The 21,996-nt window shown below is 42.5% G+C and carries 19 protein-coding genes; 10 read left to right on the top strand and 9 right to left on the bottom strand.

Annotated elements, in window-relative coordinates; all coding sequences use genetic code 11:
• Positions 1-270 precede the first annotated feature (270 nt).
• From B0682_RS04510 to leuB, 6 genes are all read left to right on the top strand, one after another.
• On the top strand, positions 271-2,280 hold the full coding sequence (locus tag B0682_RS04510) for a phospholipase D family protein (protein WP_143823264.1): 2,010 nt from the start codon (positions 271-273) through the stop codon (positions 2,278-2,280).
• 259 nt (positions 2,281-2,539) lie between these two features.
• On the top strand, positions 2,540-3,958 hold the full coding sequence (locus B0682_RS04505) for an MFS transporter (protein WP_078306854.1): 1,419 nt from the start codon (positions 2,540-2,542) through the stop codon (positions 3,956-3,958).
• A gap of 60 nt (positions 3,959-4,018) precedes the next feature.
• Complete coding sequence (dusA, locus tag B0682_RS04500) at positions 4,019-4,993, top strand: tRNA dihydrouridine(20/20a) synthase DusA (protein ID WP_078306853.1); 975 nt, start codon at positions 4,019-4,021, stop codon at positions 4,991-4,993.
• 258 nt (positions 4,994-5,251) lie between these two features.
• Complete coding sequence (gene leuD / locus B0682_RS04495; RefSeq protein WP_078306852.1) at positions 5,252-5,902, top strand: 3-isopropylmalate dehydratase small subunit; 651 nt, start codon at positions 5,252-5,254, stop codon at positions 5,900-5,902.
• Between the two features lie 17 nt (positions 5,903-5,919).
• Positions 5,920-6,507, top strand: a complete 588-nt coding sequence (locus B0682_RS04490) for a hypothetical protein (RefSeq protein WP_066888030.1) — start codon at positions 5,920-5,922, stop codon at positions 6,505-6,507.
• A 20-nt stretch (positions 6,508-6,527) separates the two neighbouring features.
• Positions 6,528-7,601: a 3-isopropylmalate dehydrogenase gene (leuB, locus tag B0682_RS04485; RefSeq protein WP_078306851.1), complete on the top strand. Its 1,074-nt coding sequence runs from the start codon at positions 6,528-6,530 to the stop codon at positions 7,599-7,601.
• A gap of 60 nt (positions 7,602-7,661) precedes the next feature.
• Here leuB and B0682_RS04480 read toward each other — a convergent pair whose 3' ends face one another.
• The 3 genes from B0682_RS04480 to rsgA form a co-directional block, all read right to left on the bottom strand.
• Positions 7,662-8,006, bottom strand: coding sequence for a YbeD family protein (locus B0682_RS04480; protein ID WP_078306850.1), 345 nt, complete (start codon positions 8,004-8,006; stop codon positions 7,662-7,664).
• Positions 8,007-8,218: 212 nt separating this feature from the next.
• A complete protein-coding gene (gene rpoD / locus B0682_RS04475) occupies positions 8,219-10,093 on the bottom strand; it encodes an RNA polymerase sigma factor RpoD (RefSeq protein ID WP_078306849.1) in 1,875 nt (624 codons plus the stop codon).
• A gap of 210 nt (positions 10,094-10,303) precedes the next feature.
• A complete protein-coding gene (rsgA, locus tag B0682_RS04470) occupies positions 10,304-11,419 on the bottom strand; it encodes a ribosome small subunit-dependent GTPase A (RefSeq protein WP_078306848.1) in 1,116 nt (371 codons plus the stop codon).
• A gap of 220 nt (positions 11,420-11,639) precedes the next feature.
• On the opposite strand from rsgA, the gene orn reads away from it, so the two are divergent.
• Positions 11,640-12,230 (top strand): oligoribonuclease, encoded by a 591-nt coding sequence (gene orn / locus B0682_RS04465; protein WP_078307079.1) that lies wholly within the window; start codon positions 11,640-11,642, stop codon positions 12,228-12,230.
• Between the two features lie 21 nt (positions 12,231-12,251).
• On the opposite strand, the gene lpxH is transcribed toward orn, so the two are convergent.
• Both lpxH and B0682_RS04455 read right to left on the bottom strand, forming a co-directional pair.
• Positions 12,252-13,220, bottom strand: coding sequence for a UDP-2,3-diacylglucosamine diphosphatase (gene lpxH / locus B0682_RS04460; RefSeq protein WP_078306847.1), 969 nt, complete (start codon positions 13,218-13,220; stop codon positions 12,252-12,254).
• Positions 13,221-13,277: 57 nt separating this feature from the next.
• Entirely contained in the window at positions 13,278-13,790 is a 513-nt protein-coding gene (locus B0682_RS04455) for a peptidylprolyl isomerase (RefSeq protein ID WP_078306846.1), read from the bottom strand.
• A 277-nt stretch (positions 13,791-14,067) separates the two neighbouring features.
• On the opposite strand from B0682_RS04455, the gene B0682_RS04450 reads away from it, so the two are divergent.
• Positions 14,068-15,822, top strand: coding sequence for a glutamine--tRNA ligase/YqeY domain fusion protein (locus B0682_RS04450; protein WP_078306845.1), 1,755 nt, complete (start codon positions 14,068-14,070; stop codon positions 15,820-15,822).
• A 65-nt stretch (positions 15,823-15,887) separates the two neighbouring features.
• Here B0682_RS04450 and B0682_RS04445 read toward each other — a convergent pair whose 3' ends face one another.
• The 4 genes from B0682_RS04445 to B0682_RS09490 all read right to left on the bottom strand — a co-directional run bounded on the left by B0682_RS04445 (position 15,888) and on the right by B0682_RS09490 (position 18,443).
• Positions 15,888-16,277: a DUF2237 family protein gene (locus tag B0682_RS04445; protein ID WP_078306844.1), complete on the bottom strand. Its 390-nt coding sequence runs from the start codon at positions 16,275-16,277 to the stop codon at positions 15,888-15,890.
• Between the two features lie 79 nt (positions 16,278-16,356).
• Entirely contained in the window at positions 16,357-16,761 is a 405-nt protein-coding gene (locus tag B0682_RS04440; protein ID WP_078306843.1) for an ExbD/TolR family protein, read from the bottom strand.
• Positions 16,762-16,810: 49 nt separating this feature from the next.
• Positions 16,811-17,380, bottom strand: a complete 570-nt coding sequence (locus B0682_RS04435; protein WP_078306842.1) for a MotA/TolQ/ExbB proton channel family protein — start codon at positions 17,378-17,380, stop codon at positions 16,811-16,813.
• A 79-nt stretch (positions 17,381-17,459) separates the two neighbouring features.
• Positions 17,460-18,443: an energy transducer TonB gene (locus B0682_RS09490; RefSeq protein WP_078306841.1), complete on the bottom strand. Its 984-nt coding sequence runs from the start codon at positions 18,441-18,443 to the stop codon at positions 17,460-17,462.
• A gap of 601 nt (positions 18,444-19,044) precedes the next feature.
• Between B0682_RS09490 and B0682_RS04425 the strand changes: the two genes are divergently transcribed.
• Both B0682_RS04425 and B0682_RS04420 read left to right on the top strand, forming a co-directional pair.
• Positions 19,045-20,514, top strand: a complete 1,470-nt coding sequence (locus tag B0682_RS04425; protein ID WP_240494843.1) for an ATP phosphoribosyltransferase regulatory subunit — start codon at positions 19,045-19,047, stop codon at positions 20,512-20,514.
• A 141-nt stretch (positions 20,515-20,655) separates the two neighbouring features.
• Positions 20,656-21,945, top strand: a complete 1,290-nt coding sequence (locus tag B0682_RS04420) for an adenylosuccinate synthase (RefSeq protein WP_078306840.1) — start codon at positions 20,656-20,658, stop codon at positions 21,943-21,945.
• The last annotated feature ends 51 nt before the right edge of the window (positions 21,946-21,996 follow it).

Raw genomic sequence — 21,996 nt, 5'->3', positions numbered from 1 at the left:
AACAAATGATAAGCAGTTTGAATGAAGCAAATTTGTTATCATGCGTCAGCAATTTTGATGAAATTGGTGGTTGTTAGATTGGTGGTTATTATTTGGCATTTGGCATTTGGCATTTAACGTTATTAATCATTTGGCTTAAAGCTTGTTAAGGGATTGGTGTGATTTGATTTATCGGAATCAATCATTGCATAGATTACAATTTCTTTCAATAGCAGGGTGTTACCAGTCTTTTATATGGTTGTCATTAAGTAAGCTTAGGGAATGGGATTTATGAGCAGTTACGGGCTTGTTAGTCGTTTGCTGATTGGTCGCTTACTGATTGGTCGTTTGCTGATGATTGTGTCTTTGTCTGCCTTGCTGATGAGTTGTCAAAACTTATCTGATTTTGGTTTGCCCAATGAGCCACATTCGCCCAGCAGTCAAGCATTTACCCAAGTGGTTTATGACTTATATGCTGATAAGGATTTAGCTGTTGATAAGAGTGTTGCTGATAAGCGTGTTAAGGTCAATGTCAATGCTGATGTGGCGACTCACAATCAAGGTCAGGGTCTAGAAGTACCGACACTCACTCAATCCATCACTCAGCTGACGCTTGCCAATCCCAACAGGTCTGGTTATCTTAGCATCATCGAAGGCAATGACGCCATGGCAACACGCACCTTGCTTAGCAGACAAGCATCTAAGAGCATCGATGTGCAATATTACATTTGGCATAATGATGAAGCAGGGCAGTGGCTGTTGCATGAACTATGGCTGGCGGCAGAGCGTGGTGTTAAGGTGCGTTTGTTGCTTGATGATTTTAATGTCACTGCCAATATTGATGAGTTACTTTGGTATTTTGACCAGCATCCCAACATTGCCGTCCGCATCATCAATCCGATGGTGTGTCGCAACTGGCGTGGTCTAAACTATGTCGCTGATTTTAAGCGGATTAATCGGCGTATGCACAACAAAAGCATGACTTATGACCGTCAGCTGTCCATCATTGGTGGTCGTAACATTGGTAATGAGTATTTGTCCGATCACAACGCCAACCAATTTGCTGATTTGGACGTATTGTTGGTGGGGAATGTGGTTGATGATGTGGTATTAAGCTTTGAGTGGTTTTGGCAGTCTCAGCTGTCTTATGATGTCAGTCAACTGTTTAATAAACCAGTTGGCAAACAAATGAACAACCCAACAAACCAACCAACCAATAACCAACAAGGCAACTTGGTTACCGACACAATTCACAACAAACAGGGATTTATTGAGCGGTTGGATTTAATAAAAGATTATCTGGATAAATATGATGATGCACAATTGGCACACAAAATTACCAAAATCCTAGCCCAAGCCAATGACAGCACCTTAATTGGTGATAAAACTGGTGGGGAGCTGGATTCTAAGTTTCGTGTGCCACCACAACAAACGGATAAATCTCGCCATGCCAATGTGAAGCGTTTGGCTGATGATGCGGTTAATCAGTCATCTGTTGAGGCACCGCCCACGCTTGTTACGCCATCTCCCATTGAAGCACTTAAAAACTCAATCAGTAAGATTAACTTGATGCAACGCTTAGATAAGCAAGCGTTGGCATTCAAATGGGCGGACATGCAGTACATAAGCGACGTGCCACAAAAGCTTGACAACACCGCCCCCACCGACACTTACATCATTCATATGTTACAAAAGATGATAAAAGAGCCAAAGCAGAAGCTGAGCATCATCTCTTCTTATTTTGTGCCGACCAAACAAGGCGTTGATATGTTGGTGAAGCTTGCTGAGCGTGGCGTGGACATTGCCATATTAACCAATTCTTATGGGGCAACCGATGTGGCAGTGGTGCATTCAGGCTATGCCCCTTGGCGTAAACAACTGCTTAAAGCAGGGGTGCGTTTATATGAACTTAAACCCACCAAAGCAGAGCGTGGCAATTTTTTTAAACCACCGAGCGTTGCCACCACCAGTCTGCATGCCAAAAGTTTTGCCACCGATGATGAACAAATTTTTATTGGTTCGTTTAATTTTGACCCTCGCTCTGCCTTATTAAACACAGAGCTTGGGGTGGTGATACATGCCCCAACCATGGTCAAAGACATGCACCAAACTTTGACTGACACCGCCATGCAAGACACCGCTTATATATTAAGCCTTGATGAACAAGATGACATTCATTGGCGTACCATTGATGCCGCCACAGGTAACATGGTGACTTATGACATCGAGCCAAATATGGGCATTTTTGATCATGTGTTTGTGATGGTGCTGTCATGGTTGCCCATTGAATGGTTGTTATGAACACAGCATAAATGACGGTTCATCAGTGATGTGGTTACTTTTAATGACGAATATGTTACAAAAAAATGACATTGCGTCATCAAGCTGGTTTTAAAGTATGGGATTTTAATATCATGAATGGATTGTTGTTAATGGATTGTTGTTAAGATGTGATTTGTTAATCAGTGAATTTGATTTGATAAGATGCCATTTAATAAGATGTTATTTAATAATAAGTTAAGTTAATTCAATTTGGTAAATTGCTAGTTGGTCAGTTGTTATGCCGTTATCTGAAAATCCTGAGTTGTCTGTTTTAAATGCCAAACATTTATGGTTGATGCTGTTAATGGGGCTGTTGAGTGCGTTGGGATTTTTTGATTTTTTGATTTTTATGTACCTATTTGGTGAGCTTGGCAAGCTGTTTTTTTTGGAGAATACTGCCAGTTGGGTGCTTAGCATGCAGCTGGCAGGGCTATTTGCTGCAGGATATTTGGCACGAGTGTTTGGTGGCATTTGGGTTGGTCGCTTGGCTCAAAAACAAGGTCGCAAACAGGCACTAATGGTCAGTGCCACATTGATGGCAGGATTTACCTTTACGATAGGGTTATTACCCACCTCTGCCATGGTGGGTGTTTTTGCCTCCATATTATTTTTATTGCTACGTATTGGTCAAGGCGTGGCTTTGGGTGGGCTTGTGCCAGTGATTTGGGTGTATCTTGCTGAGAGTTTACCTAAGCGTTATCTGTCAATGTCCAGTGGGGTGGTTGTTGCCAGTTATGCTTTTGGCTTGATGGTGGCTAATATTGTTTTTGCCATTATTCTAGATGGCATGGGTGTCAATGCCATGTTATCGATAGGTTGGCGTTGGATGTTCATCATCTCTGGGACATTGACCATGATATTGCTGTATTATTTGCGTCAAATTCCCATGACTCAGATTTTTATGAATTATCAAAAAAATTACCTAAAGACTGAGCCAGCACACATTAAGCAAGCACAAAGTGGTCAGTCTGTATCACATACGGCTAATCGCTTCATCAAAGCAAAAAAATCGTTAAAACACACCAAGGATATCTTAAAAAATAGCATCAAAAAAAATGGCATTAAAGACCACATCAATGCCATTTTTATCGGTGGTCTATTAAGTCTTTATATCAGCAGTATTTTTATGATTGTTGCCATCTTATTGCCTGATTTGGTCATGGCGGTGTATCCGATTGATGCCGATATGGTGGGCATTGCAAATGGTTTGGGGTTATGGTTTTTGATGTTAGGATGTGTGTTTTATGGATTTTTGGCAGACAGAATGAATCCTGGGTTGGTGTTGATGGGGGGCAGTGTGATTTTAATGGCTCAGATATTTGGGTTTTATCTGCATTTGCAGGCAGGGGGTGAGTTGCTACTTATCTTATATGCCATACTGGGCTTTTCTGCTGGGGTGATTGGCATGATACCTGCACAAATATTACGCATGTTGCCGACTGGTATAAGAGCGTTGTATTTTAGTGTGATATATAATGTCGTTTATGCCATTGTTGGTGGGGTTTTGCCGTTTGTACTGGCATATATGTCAGCCACCATTGGTATGGTAACGGCTTTGTATGTGGCATTTTTGGCAATCATTGGGTTGATGCTGGGATTTATTTTATATCGCTTACCCAATCATGGTTTGGATTATTTGGATAAAAAGTCATGTTAAATTCAGTTGGTAGACAAATTTACTTCTTGAATTCATTAAAACATCAGAGACTTAAGCCAAATGATTGATTTTAAAGAACCTAAGCGGTTGAGTGTTGCTCCGATGATAGATTGGACAACGCCAGAATATCGCTATTTTGCTCGTCTGCTCAATCCACATGCTCATCTTTATACAGAGATGATAAGCACATCTGCCATTTTATATGGCAATACTGAGCGGTTATTACGCCATGATGATATGGAGCAACCATTGGTATTGCAACTGGGTGGTTCTCATGGCGAACAAATGACCCAATGTGCGATGATTGGTCAGCAACATGGCTTTAATGAAATCAATATCAATGTTGGCTGTCCGTCTGATAGGGTACAGCACAATAAGATTGGGGCGTGTCTGATGGCAGAGCCACACACCGTAGCGACATTGGTTAAGCAAATGCAAACCGCTGTTGATATTCCTATTACGGTAAAGCATCGCATTGGTATTGATGACTTTGACAGTTATGAATTTATGAAAACCTTTGTTGAGCAGGTGGCAGAAGCAGGGTGCAGACGATTCATTGTTCATGCTCGTATTGCGTGGTTACAAGGTCTCAGTCCCAAGCAAAATCGTGATATTCCCCCTTTAAGATATGATGATGTGTATCGGTTAAAACAAGATTTTAAAAGTTTACAGATTGAGATAAACGGTGGCATTGATGACATCGAACAAATCAAACAACATTTACATCATGTTGACGGTGTGATGATAGGCAGAGCCTTTTATCACAATCCTTATTTGCTTGCCGAATGCAATCAGCTATGGGGCAGTGCTGTTCCCACACGCAGGCAGATTATTGAGCAGTTATTGCCTTATTTACAACAACAAGTGGATAATGGTGAGCCATTAATGACGATGGTGCGACATTATTTGGGACTGTTTCAAGGGTTGTCAGGGGCAAGAAAATGGCGACAAGCGTTAAGTGTCAAACGCACCATGACCGTGGCTCAAGTGGCAGACGCAGCAGAGCAGGTGTTCATGGCTAATCCTGACGTTTAGGGCGTGATGCTCAGAGCATGCCCCTAATTTGGCACAACAGATTTTAATGGGCTAAAAATGACAAAATCTGACAAAATTGCATTAAATTATTTGATAACATGTCAATCTTGTTTGCACAAGACTTGTTTGAACAAAACTTGGGTCATACCCATATGCGCATCATAAACAGATAATAAACAACATGGTCATAAATAAATAAGCATGCCATTTGGTAAAAGTAATTATTTGGTAAAAGCAATAAGGAACAAAGGAATAAATATGAAACCATACACCACCGAACAGGGCATCGTTGCCCCACTTGACCGCTCAAATGTGGATACCGACCTGATTATTCCCAAGCAGTTTTTAAAATCCATCAAACGCACAGGCTTTGGCGATAATTTATTTGATGAATTGCGTTATTTGGACGAAGGATTTTTGGGGCAAGACATTGCCAAGCGTCCCAAAAATCCTGATTTTGTGTTAAACCAAGCCCGCTATGCTGGGGCAACCATTTTACTGGCTCGCAAAAACTTTGGCTGTGGGTCTAGCCGTGAACACGCTCCGTGGGCATTGGAAGAATATGGCTTTCGCACCGTGATTGCCCCAAGTTTTGCTGATATTTTTTATAATAACTGCTTTAAAAATGGCATGTTACCTGTTGTGTTAAGTGAAAGCGATGTTGATGACTTATTTAACGAATGTTTTGCCAATATTGGCTATCAATTAACGGTTGATTTAGAAAACCAAAAAGTCATCAGCCCAAGAGGCAAAGAGTATTCTTTTGAAGTTGATGCGTTTCGCAAACACTGCCTATTAAATGGTTTGGACGATATTGGGCTAACCTTGCAACACGCCGATGAAATTAAAGCCTTTGAAGAAAAAGCTAAAGCCGAACGCCCTTGGGTATTTAAAGAATTGACGGCTTGATTTTTAAGGATTTCCCAATGATAGATATTGAAAATATTCTTAAACAACTTGCTAACAAACGCCCTTTTTTTCATTCGGAAGCGGATTTTCAACATGCTTTGGCATGGGAAATACAAACGTGTTATCCAAAAGCAAATATCCGTATTGAAAAACCATATCTGATTGATGATAGACCATTTTACATTGATTTAATTGTTGAAATGGATGATAAAATAATTGCTATTGAATTAAAATATAAAACGAAGAAGTTTGAATTTGAATTAAATGGCGAAAATTTTTCTTTAAAAAATCAGGGTGCTCAAGGTTGGGGGCGTTACTATTTTGTTAATGATATCGTTAGGCTTGAAAAGCTAATGGAAAAGTTTGAAATATCGCAAGGCTATGCCATATTTCTAACAAATGATATGTATTATCAAAGTAAGTCAAAAGACAATACGGTTTATTTTGATTTTAGCTTGCAGAATGAAAAGACATTATCAGGTATCTTGAAATTGAAAGATGAAAAAAAGATAGATAAGACATTGCAGTTAAAAAATGATTATCTGTTAAATTGGCAACAATACGAGCCAACATATCAATTTCAATATTTAATTGTTAAAGTTTAAAGTAATAGAAGGAAAACTCCATGAAAAAACACATTGCCATTTTAAACGGTGATGGTATTGGACCTGAAATTGTCGCCCAAGCCGTTAAAGTATTGGATAAACTTATCCAAAATGGTTTACAGGCAAGTTATGAATACGCCAAATTGGGCGGTGAAGCCTATGACGCTTATGGTTTGCCATATCCAAGCCAAACCCAAGAAATCGTACAAAAAGCTGATGCGGTGTTATTGGGGGCGGTTGGTTCGCCTAAGTACGATGACCTTGACCGCCCATTGCGTCCTGAGCGTGGACTTTTGGCGATTCGCAAGGATTTGAATTTGTTTGCCAATTTGCGTCCTGCCATTTTGTACCAAGAGCTGGCGGGTGCGTCCACTTTAAAACCCGAGGTGGTATCGGGGCTTGATATTTTGATTGTGCGTGAGCTGACAGGGGACATTTATTTTGGTGAGCCACGGGGCATTGTAACCCTTGACAATGGCGAGCGTGAGGGCTTTAATACCATGCGTTATGGTGAAAGTGAGATTCGTCGTATTGCCAAAGTGTCCTTTGAGGCTGCCCAAAAACGCCGTGGCAAACTGTGCAGTGTGGATAAAGCCAATGTGCTAGAAACCACCGAACTTTGGCGGCAGATTTTTACCGAAGTTGGCAAAGACTATCCAGAGGTTGAGCTTAGTCATATGTATGTGGATAATGCTGCCATGCAATTGGTCAAAAATCCCAAGCAGTTTGATGTGATTGCCACAGGCAATATCTTTGGCGATATTTTATCCGACCAAGCGTCCATGCTCACAGGCTCTATTGGCATGTTGCCATCAGCAAGCCTAAATGAGACAGGCAAAGGCTTGTACGAGCCGTCTCATGGCTCTGCCCCTGACATTGCAGGGCAAGATAAGGCAAATCCACTGGCGACCATATTATCGCTTGCCATGTTGGTCAGATATAGCCTAAATGATGAACAGCGGGCGGCACAGATTGAGCGGGCGGTACAAAAAGTGTTAGAGCAAGGCTATCGTACAGCGGATATTTATGAAGATGGCACGACGCTTGTGTCTTGTGATGAGATGGGGGAGGCGGTGTTAAAGCATTTGGCTTAAGACTTTATTTATGCCATAAGATTTATGCCACACACCAAATTACTCCACCATATATCAATATCACACCACCATGCGGACGGTTTTGGCGTTATCAAGTGCCGCATACAGCTCATTGACTTGTTTGGCGTTGGTCAAATACAACTGACAACGCAACGAATAAAAACGCCCTGTGCGTGAGGGTTTGACTTCGATGCTGGCAAGGTCAAAATCTGGAAATTGGCTGCCTAAAATTAGCTTGACTTCGTCTTGTAGCTCTTGATGCTTGCCTTCATGTCCGATGATGCTCATGGGGTAGTTCATCGGAAAATTCCAAAGTTCTGGGTTTTGAATGTCGGTTTTTTTGCCTTTTATGTCAGGTTGGCAAAATCCTGCATTGATGTCGCTGATGTGAACGTCTTTGGTCATGGCGTGTTCCTATAAAATGGGTTGCGATGTGGATAAATGATGACATGTCAGTTAATGGCGGTGTTCATCAGGATTTCAAGTAACAATCCATTTGACAGTTTGATGATTTAACAGTTTGATGATTTGATAAAAAACGGCCAAACAAAAAAAGCGAAAAATCACTTTTCGCCTTTATTGTTTGGCTTTTTTTGTTTAATTTGGTCAATGATGATTTAATCATTTTCCAGAAATGACCGTAAATGTTCGGACCGAGAAGGGTGGCGTAATTTACGCAATGCTTTGGCTTCAATTTGGCGGATACGCTCACGAGTCACATCAAACTGTTTACCGACTTCTTCTAAGGTGTGGTCGGTAGGCATGTCGATACCAAATCGCATTTTTAATACTTTGGCTTCACGTTCGGTCAGATTATTCAGCACATCACGAGTTGCTTCACGCAGTCCTGCTGCTGTGGCATCATCTACTGGGCTTGAGATGGTTTGGTCTTCGATGAAATCACCCAAATGGCTGTCTTCATCATCACCAATGGGTGTTTCCATTGAGATGGGCTCTTTGGCGATTTTTAGCACTTTACGTACTTTGGTCTCGTCCATCTCAAGGCGTTCACCAAGCTCTTCTGGGGTTGGTTCACGTCCCATCTCTTGTAACAGCTGACGAGACACACGGTTAATTTTATTGATGGTCTCAATCATATGCACAGGGATACGGATGGTGCGAGCTTGGTCTGCAATTGAGCGAGTGATTGCTTGGCGTATCCACCATGTGGCATAGGTTGAGAATTTATAACCACGGCGGTACTCAAATTTATCCACCGCTTTCATCAGACCAATGTTGCCTTCTTGAATCAAATCAAGGAATTGTAAGCCACGGTTGGTGTATTTTTTGGCAATGGAGATGACCAAACGTAAGTTGGCTTCCACCATCTCTTTTTTGGCACGACGAGATTTGGCTTCACCAATGGCGATGCGACGAGCCACGTCTTTCATGTCCTTAATTTCCATGCCCAAGCGGTCTTCATGGTCACGAATGCGTCTTTGTAATAAAATCACATCATCAATCACCTTCTCTAGATGCTCAGCAAATTTAGGTTGACCACTTAAGCGTTCGGTCAGCCAATCGACGTTGGTTTCATTACTGGGAAAGGTTTTACGAAATTCATTGCGAGGCATGCGACCACGGCGAATAACCAATCGCATGATTTGTCTTTCTTGCTTGCGGACATCATCATAGGTGTCAAACACCACCGCCATGACTTGGTCAGATAGGCGGTTGTTAAGTTTTAGGTGCATAAAGCGGTCTGCCAGTTGAGCGTATGCTTCTTTGGCTTGTTCGCTGTCTCGCCCATGCTCTGTTAGAGTTTGCTTGGCAATGGTAAATAAGCCATCAATTTCTTCAAAACGTGTGCGTACTTCGTCCAAATCCAGACCACTGCCATCATCGTTTTCTTCCAGTTCGTCATCGGCATCACCGTCGCTGTCGTCAACATCATTATCATCATCATTGACGGTTTTGGGCTTAGGTTTTAGTTCAGGGATATTGTTATCGTCATCACTGGGGTTATCTGCCACTTCAATATCTAAAAAACCTGTGATGATGTCGGTTATTTTTTTATTACCTTGTAAGGCTTCGTTGTATTCGTCCAATACCAGCTGTACCGTGCCTGGCCAATATGCCATGGCGTGTTGAATGTCTCGTATGCCTTCTTCGATGCGTTTGGCAATGGCAATCTCACCTTCACGAGTCAGCAAATCCACCGTTCCCATCTCACGCATGTACATACGCACAGGGTCGGTGGTACGTCCCGGTTCGGTCTCAACCGATGCCAACACTTGTGCTGCTTCATCTGCTGCCATGTCATCATCTGAACCATCATCGCTCATCAAGATGTCATCGTCATCAGGAGCAGACTCAAACACTTTAATGCCCACGTCGCTGAGCATCTGTACGATGTCTTCGATTTGGTCAGTTTCGGTGATGGATTCAGGCAATTGGTCGTTGACTTCAGCATAGGTCAGATAGCCTTGCTCTTTGCCCATCTTGATTAAGGTGGCTAATTGCGAGGTGGATTCGGTGGATTGGTCACTCATAATGGCTCACTTAAAAAACAAATACGGATAAAAAATTAAATGACGTTAAAACTCAATATGAAAACTTCATGATGTTAAACTTTATGATGTTAAAACAGTGTCAAACGTAAAACAGCGTCAAAGCAACGAATATTCATAATAAAGGGCATCAAAATAAAGAGGCGATATTTTAACATAATGGGGGCAAGGCTTAACGATTTAAAGGCAGGGCTAATAACCTTGCGTATCCGCTTCTGCTTGTAAAAGCACCAAATTGTCTACCCTGCGTTTTAGCACATGGCCATCTGCCACCGCTTGGCGTAAAGCACAACCTTTACTGTTGTCGGTGTGTTTGCAATCACGGAATTGACATTGACCCACCAACGGAGCAAGTTCAATAAACCCTGAGATGATGTCGTCAGGTGATAAGTGCCAAATGCCATACTCACGAATACCGGGGGTGTCCACAATGCCCCCTTGTGTTAAGTCATGACGATAAAAAGGCAACAGACGGCTGGTGGTGGTGGTGTGTTGACCCAGTTTGGAATTTTCGGAGATGACATTGATGCTTTGCTGACAGTCAGGTAGCAAGGCATTTATCAAACTGCTTTTACCGACGCCAGACTGTCCTGCAAATACCACCATTTTATCAGCAAGTTGGTTTTTTAAATGAAGTTGGTTTTTTAAATGATTGTTTAAAGCATTGTTATTTAAAGCATTGTCATTCATACATGCTTGGGTGATTAGGGTGTCATAGCCTAATTGACGGTAGTCGTCTAACAGATGTTGGATATGGGCATGGTCGCTGTCATTTAATAAGTCTGCTTTATTTAATATCAATAGCGGACGCACGCCACTATGATGAGCAACCACCAAATAACGGTCAATCAGACTGGGGGCTGGTATGGGCAAAGGAGCAAACATAATCGCCAACACATCAACATTAGCAACCACAGGTTTGAGCTTATGATAGCGGTCTGGGCGGGTTATCAGTGATTGACGTGGTAACAGCGTCTCAATACGTCCAAAGCCTGTATTGGGGTCAGCAATCCAACGCACTTTGTCGCCAACAGTGAGCATGGGTAAGTTAGTGCGAGCATGACAACGCCATATGTCATGCAGTTGTATGGTCTGCCAAAAAGGGGGCGGTTCATCATCAGCGACTGTGGGGGGGGTTGGCAGGCGAGCAGGCAGACAGGTAACTTGCACTGCCAACTGTTTACCATAATGGGCGATGACAACACCATCTAACAAATCGTCATCATCAATCGTAACGGCATCTTGCTGTTGTTTGCTGATGCGTCTGAGTTGTTGCTTGTTCAGCTTGCGTTGTCGGATTAACGTCATAAAATATCAATAAAAAACAAATAAAATGCAAGTGTACCTGTAAAATCTGTTAGGATATAGCGTTATTTGCAGTATTTTGTATTGGTCATCAAAATAAGTCAGATGATTAAATCCCTTTTAATCATTCAATGTTAACCATTCAGTTTAAGTCAATGGCATGAATCAACAATCCAATAGTGATACCCAAATGAACAACCGTACCGACCACGGTGAAAAACACATGAACGAAAAACGTACGGTCAGTCTTAAATCATCTCAAAGTAAAAATGGCAAAAATCTTATCTGGATTGACCTAGAAATGACAGGATTGGATACCTTAAATGATGACATCATTGAGATTGCCACCATCGTTACCGATGCTCATTTAAATGTCTTAGCCGAAGGTCCTGTATTTGCCATTAAAGTTGCTGACCGTATCTTAAATGGCATGGACGACTGGAATACCAAACAACACGGACAGTCTGGCTTGATTGACCGAGTGCGTCGCAGCCAAATTACCCTTAAACAAGCTGAACAAGAAACCATCTCATTTTTGAGTAAATGGGTAGATGCTGGTAACTCGCCCATGTGTGGTAATTCCATTTGCCAAGACCGCCGTTTTTTAGCACGGCAAATGCCCAAGCTTGAGCAATTTTTTCATTATCGTAACTTAGATGTGTCAACGGTTAAAGAGTTGGCATATCGTTGGCGACCTGATATTTTAAACACGTTTGAAAAAAAAGGCAGCCATTTGGCACTTGATGACATTCGTGACTCTATTCGTGAACTGAAACATTATCGTGAATATTTTTTTAAAAACGCTCAAGTTTAAAACGCTCAAGCTGAAGCACCCTCACTTAAGTAGATGGGCAAAATTGACCAAACGTAGCTTGGCTAATCCGTTTTTTTTATCACTGACCAACACGCCCATCACTGCTGATACCTGTGTTGTGTTGTCTGATTGCCAATCACCCAAAACAAATCGGTATTTATGATTGGCAAGTTTATGAATGGCAGGGCGGTGGGTATGCCCATGTAATAACATATCGACTTGCACCATCACATCATCAACGGCAGCAGCGTTGACATCCATGATGTGTGATGCTTTTTTGTGATTGGATTTTTGACTTTTTTGTCTTAATAAATTAGCAATTTTTTGCCGTTTGTGTAAAGGCTTGCTTAATAACCACCATTGCAGTAAACGGTTACGAGACCAACGCCGTAAGCGTTGATACGCTTTGTCATCGGTGCATAACGCATCGCCATGCTCCAAACGTAATCTATGATGAACGCTTGTATGATGCAAGCTGGTATGATGACTGTTGCAATGTTTGGGGGTGCTATGTTCGGTTGGCTGATTAATATGAGTGGTTATTGGGGTGGGATTATCCACCAATTCATCATCTATCAATTCGTATAAATCAATCAATTGTGGTTCAGTAACCAGTTGCCCAGCAAACACATTACATAAAGGTTGACCAAGTAAAAAATCTCGGTTACCGTGCATCACCAAAATATCACACCCTTGGATACGTAATGATTTTAATGCCATGAACATGGGTGTGAGCCAATGTGTCATTTTGGCATCATCGCTTAATTGCAGATAGCTGTCATCGCCTATCCACGCATCGAACCAATCACCCAAAATATACAGTTGACGTAAATTGGGTAGGGCTAATAAATCATCAAGCAATGCCAAAAAAGCCTGCATCAAGGCAGGTTCATCAGCTGATAAATGCAAATCACTGACAAACACCGCCTGTAATTGGTGTGGGCAAGTGGTGATGAGATGCTCAAAGGTCTCAAAAGTTGGGTCAGTCATCACGTCGCTTGACCTTGACTTAGCTTGATTTGGACTTGGCTTGATTCGGCTTTTAACTTAAGGTGTAACAAGCTTAATGGAGTTGATGACCACAGGCTCTTTGGGCACATCAGCGTGCATGCCATAACGACCTGTGGCAACGCCTTTGATGTTATTGACCACGTCCATGCCTTCCGTGACCTTACCAAACACAGCATAGCCCCAACCTTGTGGGTTTTTGCCAGAATGGTTTAAAAAGTCATTGTTTTTGACATTAATAAAAAATTGACTGGTGGCAGAGTGTGGGGCTTGTGTGCGAGCCATGGCGATTGTACCGACATCATTGGTTAAGCCGTTATCTGCTTCGTTTTCGATGGGGGCATGGGTTTTGCGTTCGTTCATGTTGCTATCCATACCACCGCCTTGTATCATAAAGCCATCAATGACCCGATGAAAAATCGTGCCGTCATAATGACCAGATTTGACGTAGTTTAGGAAGTTTTCGACGGTTTTTGGGGCTTTGTCTTCATTAAGTTGAATGATGATTTCACCCATTGAAGTGTCTAATTTAACGACTGGTGGCATGTCCATGTTGTGTTCCTTATTGTGAGTTAAAAGATTACGAGATAAGATTAAGCAATAAATTAATGCTAAGTGTAGCTATTTTTATGCCATTTGTCATCTTTTTTGCCACTGATGTGCCACTGAATTAAGATATCTTTTGGGCTAAAAATTTTGCTAAAATATAAAAATAATATCGATACGCCCTAATATGTGCTTAATCACTTAATGCTTACTTAATTAATGCCTAATCATAGAAACTGAATCATAAAAATTTAATCATAAAAACTTAATCATAGGAATTTTCATGAGCGACAACGCAATCCATTCGACCGATACCCATGCCAACGCAACCCATGCCAATGAAAAAAATGACTTTATCCGTGCCATCATTCGTGATGACATCAAAGCCCAAAAGTATCAGCAGATTGTTACTCGCTTTCCGCCAGAGCCTAATGGTTATTTACATTTAGGGCATGTCAAATCCATTTGTTTAAACTTTGGTGTTGCTGATGAATTTTCAGGTGTTTGTCATTTGCGTTATGACGACACCAATCCCACCGCCGAAAAACAAGATTACATTGATAACATTAAAAAAGATGTGCAATGGCTGGGTTTTAACTGGGCAGGACAAGCTCGTCATGCGTCCGATTATTTTGATAAGTTGTATGATTGGGCGGTGCAACTCATCAATCAAGGTGATGCTTATGTGGATTTGCAAACCCCTGAACAAATCAAACAGAACCGTGGTTCGTTTAAGCAGGCAGGCACGCCATCACCCCAACGTGATGCCAGCGTGGCAGATAATTTGAGCCGATTTGCTGACATGAAAGCTGGTAAATACAAGGACGGTGAAGCGGTGCTAAGAGCCAAGATTGACATGAGCCACCCCAACATGAACATGCGTGACCCTGTGATTTATCGGGTCATGCACCAAAGTCATCATCAGACTGGTGATGCGTGGTGTGTGTATCCCATGTATGATTATGCCCATCCGTTGTCCGATGCCATCGAAGGCATTACCCATTCTTTGTGTACTTTAGAGTTTGAAGACCATCGCCCCTTTTATGATTGGGTGATAGATAAAATTGGCTTTGAACAACCACCGCATCAGTATGAGTTTAGCCGTCTTAACGTTGACCATACCTTAACCAGTAAGCGTAAACTAAAACAGCTGGTTGATGAAGGCGTTGTAACAGGTTGGGATGACCCACGCATGCCAACCATCGCAGGAATGCGTCGCCGTGGTTATACCCCTGAAGGCTTGCGAGATTTTTGTGACCGTGTTGGTGTTGCCAAAGCGGACGGCGTGGTGGACATGCGATTGCTTGAGTTTAGCATTCGTCAATCGCTTGAGAACACAACAGCAAGGGGCATGGCGGTATTACGTCCTTTAAAAGTAACCATCACTAATTTTAACGAAGCAGTCAGCCATTGGGAAAGCTTAAAATCAGATGGCGTGAATGCTCGTTGGGATAAAGCCAATGCCACCCTTTGGCTTACTCAGCCAAAACACCCCAACATAGACATGGGTGAACGAGAAATTCCTTTCACCCAAACCATCTACATTGATGCCAATGATTATGAACTTGTGCCACCAAAAGGCTATAAACGCCTATCACCAGATAAACCAGAGATTCGCTTGCGTAACACTTATGTGTTAAGCGTTACCAAGCATGTCATCGATGAGACAGGACAAGTCACAGAACTGTTTGCCACCATTGATCCCAATACCTTGGGCAAGAACCCTGAAGACCGTAAAGTAAAAGGGGTCATTCATTGGGTGTCTGCCAGTATGGGCATACCTGCCACCGTGCGTTTGTATCAGTCGCTGTTTTGTGTTGACAATCCTAGCAATGTCAGTGATGTGCATGATGCACTCAATGCCAATAGCCTAACCATACTCAATGCCGTGGTTGAGCCGTCATTGGCTCATGTGGATGCAGGCAGTCGCTTTCAATTTGAGAGAGAAGGGTATTTTATCGCTGACAGCAAAGAACACACACCTGATAAACCTGTGTTTAATGAAATTGTCAGCTTAAAAGACAACTTTAAGCCGTAGTGGAGATGTTTGTGGGATTTAAGTGAGAATGAATGTCGTTGGAATGACAGTTATTGGAATGACAGTTAAATGGCATATTTTTTTAAAGTGTCAATGTCCACCAACTCCAGCAAACTTTCGTGACAGGCTTCAAGTTTGATGGGTGATGCCACGCCATAATCTAACGCTTCAATCCAACGCAATGCACACACGCACCAAAAGTCCCCTGGTGTTAAACCTGGGAAATGAAACTCTGGCAAAGGGGTGATTAAATCATTGCCTCGGTCTGCCGAAAATTGCAAAAACTCTGCTGTCACACGAGTACAAACAGTATGCTGACTCACATCATGAATGCCCGTGTGGCAAAAGCCATCTCGATAATAGCCTGTCAATGGGAAAAAACAACAGCTGGCCAAGGCAGTGCCTAAAACATTGGTGCGATTATTGTGGGGGCTTGGCTCAATCGGTTGGTTCATAAAACTGTTTTTGTAACAAACCTTCTGTAAAAAACTGCTTGTGAAAATTGTCTTAAAGGTCGGATTACCGACCTTTTTATCATGATTGATTCACAAAAGCAATCTTACTTAAACCTGCTTGACTGGCGGTTGCCAATACTTGAGCGATGATGTCATATTGACTTTCTTTATCTGCTCGCAGTTGAATTTGGGGGTCTTTGCCTGCTTGTGCTTCTTCACTTAGGCGAGTTTGTAATTGCTCAAGGCTGATGGCTTGGCTGTCCCAAAAAATTCCTGAGTCTTTATCAATGCTGATTTGAATGACTTCTGGTGGTTGCTCATTGACGCTGGCACTGGTTTTGGGTAAATCGAGTGGTACGGTTGGGTTTAACACCGTGGCGGTAACCAAAAAAATAATCATCAGCACCAGCATGATGTCAATCAAGGGAATGAGATTCATCTCATTCATGCCTTGACCATCATCACCGTCTAATTGAAATGCCATAATAAATTCCTAATACTGTGTTGGTTTATGGAAAAATGAGCATGGGCAGTCAGTTTGTGGTAGATCGTAATAGGCTTTTTGCCAACAGTTCATGTGAGACATCGTTGGCTTGGTGCAAGGCTTTGCGATTGATACGCAACACAATATTATAAAAAATCACCGCAGGAATTGCCACCGCAAGCCCCAACCCTGTCATAATCAATGCTTCACCAACAGGTCCTGCCACTTGCCCAAGTCCTGCTTGACCACTTTCACCAATGCTATGCAAAGCATGAAAAATTCCCCAAACTGTGCCAAACAATCCAATAAATGGTGCGATTGAAGCGGTTGTGCCAAGGACAGACAAGCCTTTTTCACTGTCAAATCGGTAACGACTGATTTGTTGCAATAAGGTTTGTTCAATCACTGCTTTTTTGCTGTCAGCTGACAGACCCATCAGCTGTGGTTGTAGGGCATTTAGTTGCTCAGTTAAGCCATCTGTTACAACATTTGCCAGCTTTTTACTTTGCAAAATTCGTAAGATTCCGACAACCCATGAGCTAAGTGATAGGGCGAATAAAACGAAAAATAATACTTTGGTGATGGCATCGGTATATTGCCAGTAGTGCATAAAATTCATAAAATCTCCTTAGATATGAGTTGGCAAATATATTGGATAAAATAAGACTTTTTAATCAAAATGCTGACTGTAAAAATGCTTACCTGTGTTCATAAGTCATGGGAATGATGACAATGCCTTTGACAGGTGTGCCATTTTGGGTAAAGGGGCGAAATCTTCCTGAGCGAATCTGTTTTTGTGCCGCTCTATCAAAGCGATTGTTACCAGAGCTTTCAGCGATATCAACTTGGGTGATTTTACCTTGTTTGTCCACCGTTAATTTAAGCAGTACGGTGAGCTGTTCGCCTGGTTCTAGGTGTTGTGTGATGCTATGTGGCAACGTTAAATGTGGTCGATTTCGCCAACTGGCATCACTTTGTGAAAAGGTAATAGGTCGTTGAGACCTTGCCCGTTCATCAGCTTCACGTTGCAGTCTTGCCCGTTCATCGGCTTCACGTTGCAGTCTTGCTCGTTCATCGGCTTCACGTTGCAGTCTTGCCCGTTCATCAGCTTCACGTTGCAGTCGTTCTTGTTCTTGCTGGATTTCCCACGCACTGGGGCGATTATCGACAATTTGACTGGTGATGATTTCAGGCTCAGGCTCAGGTTCAACGACTGGTTCAGGCTCAGGTTCAGGGATTGGCTCAGGTTTGGGTTCAGGCTCAATGACTGGTTCAGGGATTGGCTCAGGAATGGGTTCGGGTTTAGGCTCAATGACTGGCTCAGGCTTAGGCGGTTCAGGCTCAATGACTGGCTCAGGCTGAGCAACTGGCTCAGGGCTAGACTCAGGTTCAGAGACTGGTTCAGGGCTAGGCTCAGGCTCAACAGGCAGCTCTGTCACTTCTTGAATAAATTGCACTTCGATTGGTTTGGGTGGTTCTGTTTGTTTTAATGGCATGGGTGGCATGTGCGACAATCCCACCGCCACGCCCATGTGCAATGCCAAAACGCCAATGACCACTGACATGTTGGTGCGGTTGTTTGTGCTGATGTCTGTTGTGGATGATTGGCGTTCAAACCCTAAATGAGTTTGTGCTTGAGATGGTGTTTGAGAATTTACATTCAATTTTGATTTATTTGCCATTTAAGCCACTCAAATTTGCTTGATGCTATGTTGTTTTATGCGATGCTATGTTGTTTTATGCCATATTCATGTATCATGGTTAACCAATATGGCATGCCAGCACCATCATATATGAATATGACTGACATATCATACATGGTGTTGTTAAAAAAAGAAGTCAGCCGACGATATGGGGGTATTGCAAAATAATGAGAATGATAATTATTTATAGAAAATTATATAATAATTTTTTCTATCATTCAACTGTTTATATGGATTTTTAGGTCATGCTAGGTCATGCGTTAGTATTTCTCATCTATAATTTTGTAGTCAGTAGAGATACTCACTCATGCCCTAATCAAGGTATTTTGGTTCTATATTGCCTTAACTTGTCAAAACCATGAACGACTTGTCAAAACCATGAATGATATGTTGATGACACTCAGCATAAATGGGTATGATAAAACTGACGCTTATGCTATCATTCAAGTGTTCAACTAAGCATTCAATAAAACTTAAGCATTCAATCAAAGCCATCATCATGTGTGTTTGCTTATGTGTGAATGTCGTCAAACCTTACCTTGTTTTGTCTACATTTGGCTTAAAATCACCATAAGTAACCATGAACGCACCCAATGCTTATCAATTCATCACCACAGTACCTATGTCAGACAATCCAGATAACAGTTCGTCATTAGCCAATAACATGGCTCATCATAACATCGTTCATAATAACGTGGCTCATCATGTTAACATCGCTTCTTATGATGCCAATCATTGGCTATTGCCTGATGGCGTGCATGATGTGTTGTTTGCCGATGCCGATAAACAACAATACCTACGCCATCGCTTAATCAAACAGTTACAAAGCCATGGTTATCAGTTGGTTTCTCCGCCTTTGATTGAATTTACCGAGTCTTTGTTACAAGAAGCATCAGAAGATCTTAAACGCCAAACGTTTAAACTCATTGACCAGGTAACAGGGCGACTGATGGGCGTGCGTGCCGACACCACCCCACAAATTCGACGCATTGATGCCAAGTTTGGGCAAGCATATTTTGCTAAGGCGGTGGCTCGCTATTGCTATGCAGGGCATGTCATTCACACATTACCCAATGGTTTGTTTGGTTCACGCACCCCTTTGCAGTTGGGGGCGGAGCTGTTCGGCTGCGACACAATAGAAGCAGATTTTGAGTTGCTTGACGTGTTGTATGCGTTGCTGTCTGATTTAAACTTACCCGTCAGTTGGCATTTGGATTTGGGGCATGTGGGCGTGTTTAAACGCTTAAGCGAGCTTGCCAATTTGGACAACACCACCAGTGAGCATTTGATGCGGTGTTATGCCAATAAAGCCTTGCCTGAGTTGGAGCAATTTTGTCATTGCCTTGCATTTGGGCAAGATTTTTATCAGTTGGCAATTCATGGGCATGACTTACACAAATTGCAGGCACAATTTAGTGCTGATGTGGCAAATGATGTGGTGATTCAGCAGAGTTTGGCAGAGTTACAGCGTGTTTATCAGCATTTATCACAAGCCAAAACCATTTGTGGGGATAACGTTTGTGATAATCTGCCAAACATCAGTATGGATTTGACTGAGCTGTCAGGTTATCATTATCATACAGGCTTGGTGTTTAATCTGTATGTGAATAACGAATCGCAAGTGGTGGCAAGAGGTGGTCGCTTTAATGGGCAAATGGCCACTTTAGCCAAGCCAACGATTGATACCATCAAGCCACTAAAACCAGTTGAGCCACCAAGCCAACGGCTTAGCACCCATTACCAACAAGACCGCCAACAAGAACGCCAACAGCAAAGTCGCCCTGCCATTGGTTTTAGTATGGACGTGACTCGGTTGTTGCCATATTTTATAGATGAGACAGAGAGTTTGGCAAGTCATTGGATTTGGGTGGTGTATCAAGACATACAACAGCTAAATGCCAAACAAGCCGACCAGTTGGCAGATGTCATTGCCAAATTACGTCGACAAGGGCATCGAGTCATCAAACCATTAACCGCAGTTGATAAACCAGATAACATTACTCACCATTTACACCATCAGCAAGGGCAATGGGTATTGACAAAGATATGATGGGCAAGATATGAGTGATGTTTATTTTTTTAGTGGTTCTTTAGTGGCGTTTGTGCTAATTTTTTGTGGTCAGTTTTAGTCAGTTGTCGTTATTTTTTTTACAGTTTATAGTCATTTCTTGTTGTTATTTAAGGAGACATCATGGGAAAAAATGTCGTTGTTTTGGGCAGTCAGTGGGGTGATGAAGGTAAAGGTAAAATCGTTGATTTGCTCACTGAAAAAGCCGCTGCCGTTGCTCGCTTTCAAGGTGGACACAACGCTGGGCATACCTTGGTGGTGGGTGGTGAAAAAACAGTGTTACATCTTATCCCATCAGGCATCTTGCGTGATGATGTCACTTGTTATATCGGTCATGGTGTGGTGCTTGCTCCTGATGCTTTGTTAAAAGAAATCAAAGAATTAGAGAATAAAGATGTGCCTGTGCGTGAGCGTCTGCGCATCTCTCCTAACTGTCCACTCATCATGCCGTATCATGTGGCATTAGATAAAGCCCGTGAAGCCAAGCGTGGTAGTGGCAAAATTGGTACAACAGGGCGTGGCATCGGTCCTGCTTATGAAGACAAAGTTGCTCGCCGTGCCATTAAGTTTGCTGATTTGTTCCGTCATGATGCCCAAGAAAAACTGCGTAATTTAATTGATTATCATAATTTTCAGTTGACCAAATATTATGGCGTTGATGCCATTGACTTTGATGCCACTTATGAGTTGTTTTTGCAGTGGCGAGATGCGTTAAAGGATTTGGTTGCCGATGTGACAGGTGAACTAAACGAGTTACGTAAAGCAGGTAAACACTTAATGTTTGAAGGGGCTCAAGGTACGTTGCTTGACATCGATCATGGCACTTATCCGTTTGTTACCAGCTCCAATACCACCGCTGGGGGCGTGTCGACAGGCACAGGCATCGGCCCTTTATATTTAGATTATGTATTGGGCATTACCAAAGCCTACACCACTCGGGTGGGGGGTGGTCCATTTCCCACGGAACTGTTTGACGATGTGGGCGCCCATCTTGCCAAAGTGGGTCATGAGTTTGGGGCAACCACAGGACGTGCCAGGCGTTGTGGTTGGTTTGATGCCGAAAGCTTACGCCGTGCGGTGGTGCTAAATTCGCTATCAGGCATTTGTCTGACTAAGCTTGACGTGCTGGACGGACTGGACGAAATTCGCATTGGGATTGGCTATGAGTTGCCTGAAACTGAGTCTGAAGGGGCTTATGATGCTGAGTTTTATGAGTCGGTTACGCCTATCTATGAGACGGTGGCAGGTTGGTCTGAATCAACCGTGGGCATCACCCAATATGACGACTTGCCAGACAATGCCAAAGCCTACATCAAACGCATCGAAGAATTGATAGATTGCCCTGTGGACATCATATCGACAGGTCCTGATAGAGAACAGACCATTGTGTTAAGAGACCCATATGATGCCTGATGTGGTTGCCCAACCATCTAACATTATTAACTATTATTAAGGCACATGTTG

This window comes from Lwoffella lincolnii (assembly GCF_002014765.1).
GTDB classification, from domain to species: domain Bacteria; phylum Pseudomonadota; class Gammaproteobacteria; order Pseudomonadales; family Moraxellaceae; genus Psychrobacter; species Psychrobacter lincolnii.
The sequence above is the reverse complement of the archived record's forward strand: the minus strand, read 5'-3'. Positions and strand labels throughout refer to the sequence as shown.

What these genes read in the sequence shown, in the direction of transcription:
- leuB (WP_078306851.1), top strand. Translation starts at nt 6,528, where the DNA reads ATGAAAAAACACATTGCCATTTTAAACGGTGATGGTATTGGACCTGAA.
- B0682_RS04425 (WP_240494843.1), top strand. Translation starts at nt 19,045, where the DNA reads ATGAACGCACCCAATGCTTATCAATTCATCACCACAGTACCTATGTCA.
- B0682_RS04455 (WP_078306846.1), bottom strand. Translation starts at nt 13,790, where the DNA reads ATGGACATGCCACCAGTCGTTAAATTAGACACTTCAATGGGTGAAATC.
- B0682_RS04445 (WP_078306844.1), bottom strand. Translation starts at nt 16,277, where the DNA reads ATGAACCAACCGATTGAGCCAAGCCCCCACAATAATCGCACCAATGTT.
- B0682_RS04510 (WP_143823264.1), top strand. Translation starts at nt 271, where the DNA reads ATGAGCAGTTACGGGCTTGTTAGTCGTTTGCTGATTGGTCGCTTACTG.
- B0682_RS04490 (WP_066888030.1), top strand. Translation starts at nt 5,920, where the DNA reads ATGATAGATATTGAAAATATTCTTAAACAACTTGCTAACAAACGCCCT.
- B0682_RS04435 (WP_078306842.1), bottom strand. Translation starts at nt 17,380, where the DNA reads ATGAATTTTATGCACTACTGGCAATATACCGATGCCATCACCAAAGTA.
- B0682_RS04505 (WP_078306854.1), top strand. Translation starts at nt 2,540, where the DNA reads ATGCCGTTATCTGAAAATCCTGAGTTGTCTGTTTTAAATGCCAAACAT.
- rsgA (WP_078306848.1), bottom strand. Translation starts at nt 11,419, where the DNA reads ATGACGTTAATCCGACAACGCAAGCTGAACAAGCAACAACTCAGACGC.
- B0682_RS04450 (WP_078306845.1), top strand. Translation starts at nt 14,068, where the DNA reads ATGAGCGACAACGCAATCCATTCGACCGATACCCATGCCAACGCAACC.
- rpoD (WP_078306849.1), bottom strand. Translation starts at nt 10,093, where the DNA reads ATGAGTGACCAATCCACCGAATCCACCTCGCAATTAGCCACCTTAATC.
- leuD (WP_078306852.1), top strand. Translation starts at nt 5,252, where the DNA reads ATGAAACCATACACCACCGAACAGGGCATCGTTGCCCCACTTGACCGC.
- B0682_RS04480 (WP_078306850.1), bottom strand. Translation starts at nt 8,006, where the DNA reads ATGACCAAAGACGTTCACATCAGCGACATCAATGCAGGATTTTGCCAA.
- B0682_RS09490 (WP_078306841.1), bottom strand. Translation starts at nt 18,443, where the DNA reads ATGGCAAATAAATCAAAATTGAATGTAAATTCTCAAACACCATCTCAA.
- B0682_RS04420 (WP_078306840.1), top strand. Translation starts at nt 20,656, where the DNA reads ATGGGAAAAAATGTCGTTGTTTTGGGCAGTCAGTGGGGTGATGAAGGT.
- B0682_RS04440 (WP_078306843.1), bottom strand. Translation starts at nt 16,761, where the DNA reads ATGGCATTTCAATTAGACGGTGATGATGGTCAAGGCATGAATGAGATG.
- lpxH (WP_078306847.1), bottom strand. Translation starts at nt 13,220, where the DNA reads ATGACTGACCCAACTTTTGAGACCTTTGAGCATCTCATCACCACTTGC.
- orn (WP_078307079.1), top strand. Translation starts at nt 11,640, where the DNA reads ATGAACGAAAAACGTACGGTCAGTCTTAAATCATCTCAAAGTAAAAAT.
- dusA (WP_078306853.1), top strand. Translation starts at nt 4,019, where the DNA reads ATGATTGATTTTAAAGAACCTAAGCGGTTGAGTGTTGCTCCGATGATA.